The organism is Candidatus Schekmanbacteria bacterium (genome assembly GCA_003695725.1).
Lineage (GTDB): Bacteria > Schekmanbacteria > GWA2-38-11 > GWA2-38-11 > J061 > J061.
Map to the genome: position 1 here is coordinate 1 of RFHX01000043.1, position 4,761 is coordinate 4,761.

General features: G+C 37.6%; 4 protein-coding genes and 1 tRNA gene. 1 reads left to right on the plus strand and 4 read right to left on the minus strand.

Translation table 11 applies throughout. The features are described from left to right. The first annotated feature begins 68 nt into the window (after positions 1–68). Positions 69–1,814, plus strand: a complete 1,746-nt coding sequence (locus D6734_02000) for a tetratricopeptide repeat protein (protein RMF97499.1) — start codon at positions 69–71, stop codon at positions 1,812–1,814. 78 nt (positions 1,815–1,892) lie between these two features. Here D6734_02000 and D6734_02005 read toward each other — a convergent pair whose 3' ends face one another. From D6734_02005 to D6734_02020, 4 genes are all read right to left on the minus strand, one after another. Then, the gene (locus tag D6734_02005; protein ID RMF97500.1) at positions 1,893–2,417 is read right to left on the minus strand and encodes a pyridoxamine 5'-phosphate oxidase family protein; all 525 of its coding nucleotides are present in this window, start codon (positions 2,415–2,417) and stop codon (positions 1,893–1,895) included. Between the two features lie 21 nt (positions 2,418–2,438). Beyond that, positions 2,439–2,509 (minus strand) — tRNA-Gln (locus tag D6734_02010). Between the two features lie 47 nt (positions 2,510–2,556). Continuing rightward, a complete protein-coding gene (locus D6734_02015; protein RMF97501.1) occupies positions 2,557–4,290 on the minus strand; it encodes a proline--tRNA ligase in 1,734 nt (577 codons plus the stop codon). Positions 4,291–4,488: 198 nt separating this feature from the next. Then, positions 4,489–4,761: hypothetical protein (locus tag D6734_02020; GenBank protein RMF97502.1), on the minus strand; the 273-nt coding region annotated here is incomplete at its 5' end.

Consider the following 4,761-nt stretch of genomic DNA (forward strand, 5'->3'; position numbering starts at 1 on the left):
CTGTTTTGAAGAGATATAAAAAGTTATAAACTTCTTATAATAAAACAAAAATTCGTAATAACAAAAAAATGAATAAACTTTCTAATAATAATATTTTCCTAATCTGTATTATTACACTTGCTGGTATTTTATCTTTTTCATTATACCTTCCCTCTTTGAAAACTCCTTTTCTCTTCGACGACCTTCTAATCATCAACCCTTCTGTTGATTATTCTGGAGGAATCAAAGCGCTTCTTGAAAGCATCGATATTTTTTCATCAAGGCCCCTGCTTGGCACAACTTACAGATTGAATTCTCTGATTTCAAGAGGCAATCCGGCAGGTTATCACATAGTAAATATAGCTCTTCATTTCCTAAACTCTCTTTTGCTTTTCTTCATAGTCAGAATGCTGCTTCTAAAAACTTCAGACATCTCTGAGTTGCTTCAAATAAATATACTTAGTTTCGCATCTGTGCTTTTTTTTCTTGTTCATCCTCTCGCCTCAGAATCTGTCATTTACATTACAGGAAGGTCATCGCTTCTTTATACCTTCTTCCTTCTTCTTTCGTTCCTTTCTTTTCTGAAAGCGATTGAAGCGAAAAGTATAAAGTTATTTTTGCATATTACGGTATCTCTTTTATTTTTTTTCTGCGCACTCTTGAGTAAGGAAATTTCACTAATTTTCCCTGCTTTCATTCTTATTGCAACACTGTTCTTTTACAGAGATGAAAACAAAGAAAGAACAATCCTCCTTTTTCTTCCCTATTTTCTGATTTCTCTATTCGTTTCGCTTTTGAAAATGCCTTCCCTTTTCATTTTGAAAAGCCCTGATAAAACTGTGCGTCCTCTCTTTACGCATATCCTCACTGAATTTAATGTCTTTGCGCATTATCTCCTTAAAATGCTTTATCCGGTAAATCTCAATATCGACCCTTTTTTCTCAGATATTGGATCCTTATTCAATGTGCATTTTCTACTTGGATTTCTCATATTCACTCTTTTAATCTTTATTGCCTACCGGATCAAAAAGAATTTACCATTGTCGTCATTTGGAATCATATGGCTTATTCTGGCTTTTTCTCCTCACCTCCTTGTACGCTTGAGAGACTATATGTGTGAGAGGTGGTTATATTTTCCCCTTATCGCCCTTGCATTTCTTATATCAGACCCCTTGAAAAGGCTTATCTCGAAAAAAGAACAAATGAAAAAAAAATATATAGCCGCCGCTATACTTTGCCTATCTACCTGCTTTTATCTCGGATTGACAGGAAACAGAATTATGGACTGGAAAAGCGATATATCCATTTGGAAGGACGCCGTAAAGAAATCTCCTCAAAAATTCAGGACACATGCGAATCTCGGTTATGTCCTTTTGAAAAAAGAGCGTTATGAGGAAGCAAAGGAAGAAATAAAGAAAGCAATTGAAATCAACAATAAATATGCTGAAATCCACTACTACCTTGCAGAAGCCTATCTTGGTTTGGGTAATGACGATATGGCATTGAAGGAATTTGAAGAATCGCTGAAGTACTTGCCCTATTATGATTACAACGACAATCCTACATATTACAATTCGCTTATCAATATGGGAGTAATTTTCTTCAAAAAAGGCGATAAACAAAAGGCATTAGAATCATTCAACGCCGCAATAAGGCAAAATCCCAAGAGACCGCAAGCATACAATAATATTGGGATTCTCTATTTGAGTACAGGCGAGCTCAAAAAAGCTGAGCAATTCTTTATTGCAGCTCTTTTCCGAGACAATGACAACAAGAAAGCAAAAGAGAATTTACGATATATCTATGCTTTAAAAGAAAAAGAAGCAAAAGAGTGAAGATTCCTTCTTATTGTGCCGCACTGACTAATGCGGCCTGTTTTATTCAAAAAGAAGGTCGGGAGATGTTCGAAAACACTATTTTTCCCATACTACATTTCTGAAACCTGCACGAGTATTGCGGTATCTAATCATATGTGGTTCAATCTTGATTACTCTATAATTGAATTCACCGGAAAGACGCCTTTCATCAATACCCATTATTTGAAGGCATTCTTTGAATTTCTTGGGAGAAGATTTTGCTGAAATCACCTCTGCCCTGCCCCACATCTGCAATCCCTTTGCGCCAAAGAAATCCTTTTTTGAATCATAGGGAGAAGCAATGGAGAGAGCAACATTCTTGTTTTTCCTCAAATTTGCAAACTTACCGCCACCTTCTGAAAAAATATAAAGCGTAAATCCTTTATGTTTATATTCAAGAGGCGTAACACGAGGTATATCATTATAGCTCGTTCCAAGATGAAGAACTTTATTTTTATCCATAAATCGGCAAACTTCCCTTTCAAATTCCTCAACAGAAATCTTATCTTTCAATGTTATGCCGTTTTTCTTAAGGATATCCAAAAGTCGGGGAGAATATTTAGGAATCTTTATTTTGGGCATAAAATTCCTTTATAAAAAAAACTGGGAGACCAGGATTCGAACCTGGATAGGCAGAGTCAGAGTCTGCAGTCCTACCGTTAGACGATCTCCCAAAAATCACTATTTTTTATAAAACAGAGAATGATTTTTGTCAATTGATTCAAGAATCAATTGTCAATCCGTTTGTGTGGAGAAGTTCTTTTAAAACTTGGCTCACTTTATTCTTTTCAATTAGCTTGTTTTCTCCTGTTCTTCTAGTTCTCACTTCCACATTCCCATTTTTGAGATTTTTTTCCCCTATCGTAATTCTGTACGGAATACCTATCAAATCTGCATCTTTAAATTTCACTCCCGGGCGCTCATCACGGTCATCCATCAGCACTTCAACACCCATATCACTCAACTCTTCATAAATAGAAAAGGCAGTGTCCATCGATTCCTTATGGCTTGCATTGACAGGAAGTACAAGCACTTGAAAAGGTGCAAGCGGCAGAGTCCAGATTATTCCGTCCTTGTCATAATTCTGCTCGATTGCAGCAGCAACAGTCCGTCCCACACCGATTCCATAGCAGCCCATTACAGCAAGTTTTTCCTCGCCATCCTTATCGAGATATTTCGCGCCCATTGCTTCAGAATATTTAGTGCCTAATTTAAAAACATGTCCCACCTCTATTCCCTTTACGAATTTGTATCTTCCTTCACTGCATCGGGGACATCTATCTCCTTCTACTGCTGTGCGAATATCTGCATATCTGACAATCTTGTAATCCCTTCCCTCATTGACATTCACAATATGCTTGTCATTCTCATTTGCGCCCGTAACAGCATTTTTAATCCCCTTGATTGAATAATCTCCTATAATATCTACATCCTTCAACCCAACAGGCCCTGCAAAACCTGTATCTGCGCCTGTAACTTTCTTTACTGTATCATCATCTGCAAGCTCTAACATTTCACAATCTGCCGCTATCCTCAACTTTGCCTCGTTTATCTCATAATCTCCTCTCACAACTACAACAAGGGGCTTTCCATCAGCAAGATATACAATAGTTTTTAACATCCGACTGGCAGGAATATTCAAAAACTCCGAAACTTCCGCAATTGTTTTTTTTCCGGGAGTATCCACGACTTTAAGCTCTTCAACTTCTGCTTCATCGACTTGATCACTTTCTTCTTCTCTAATTTCAGCCCTTTCAAGATTTGCCGCATAATCACATCTATCACAACAGGCAATCGTCTCTTCTCCCGTATCTGCCAATACCATAAACTCGTGGGAAAATTTTCCGCCTATCGTCCCTGTATCAGCTTCAACTGCCCTGTATTCAAGTCCGCATCTTTCAAATATTCGGCAATATGCGTCAAACATCTTTTTATAACTCTCTTCTGCACCTTCGTTGTCAGCGTCGAAACTGTATGCATCCTTCATAATAAATTCACGGGCTCTCATCACTCCAAATCTCGGTCTTATTTCATCACGGAATTTTGTTTGAATCTGATAAAGCGTTATAGGAAGCTGTCTGTAAGATTTTATCTCCTTCCTGACAATATCAGTCACAACCTCTTCATGAGTTGGGCCAAAACAGAAATCCCTTTTATGTCTGTCCAATATCCTTAAAAGCTCATTGCCGTATATTTTCCATCTTCCGCTTTCAATCCACAATTCAGCAGGCTGTATTGCGGGCATCAATATCTCAATTGCCCCCGCCCTATTCATCTCTTCACGGATTATATTTTCTACTTTTCTTATTACTCTAAGTCCAAGAGGCAGATAATTGTAAATTCCTGCAGACAATTTTCTAATCATCCCCGCCCTAAGCATAAGCCGATGGCTTACAACCTCAGCTTCCGAAGGATTTTCTTTTAGAGTTGGTATCAGATATTTTGACCATAACATTTATCTTTTCTCCCTAAACTTTATAATGCAGAAAACACCATTTTTTATAATCTTACAAGATTTCCCTTTATAACAAAAAATGAAATCTATCCACAGCAAATTTCAAAGGGGAAACAGTTATTTCGAAAAAGGTAAAAACACTTCTCCCTGCAATTTAAAAAAGAGAATTGTGCAGACTAAATAATAAGGACTACCTATTTATGATTTTATGAGCCCTAACTTCTCGACTTCTTCGCATATATCACTCAGCCCAAGCCGTTCGAGAGTTTCCTTTTTTTGAAGTCCAGTTTCAACATCCCAACCGCGAAGCTCATAAAACTCATCGAGCATTCTCTCAAATTCTTTGCGGTCCAATGTTTTGCCTTTTCTGCTGATTATCTCCTCACCGGGACCGGGAAACTCCAAATCAGGATTAAACATTCCAAGGACACCTTCAGATGATTCAACGGGCTCCGTAAAATTGAATTCAGA

Excerpts from the sequence above, each read along its gene's own strand:
- D6734_02000 (RMF97499.1), top strand. The coding sequence starts at position 69 with ATGAATAAACTTTCTAATAATAATATTTTCCTAATCTGTATTATTACA.
- D6734_02005 (RMF97500.1), bottom strand. The coding sequence starts at position 2,417 with ATGCCCAAAATAAAGATTCCTAAATATTCTCCCCGACTTTTGGATATC.
- D6734_02015 (RMF97501.1), bottom strand. The coding sequence starts at position 4,290 with ATGTTATGGTCAAAATATCTGATACCAACTCTAAAAGAAAATCCTTCG.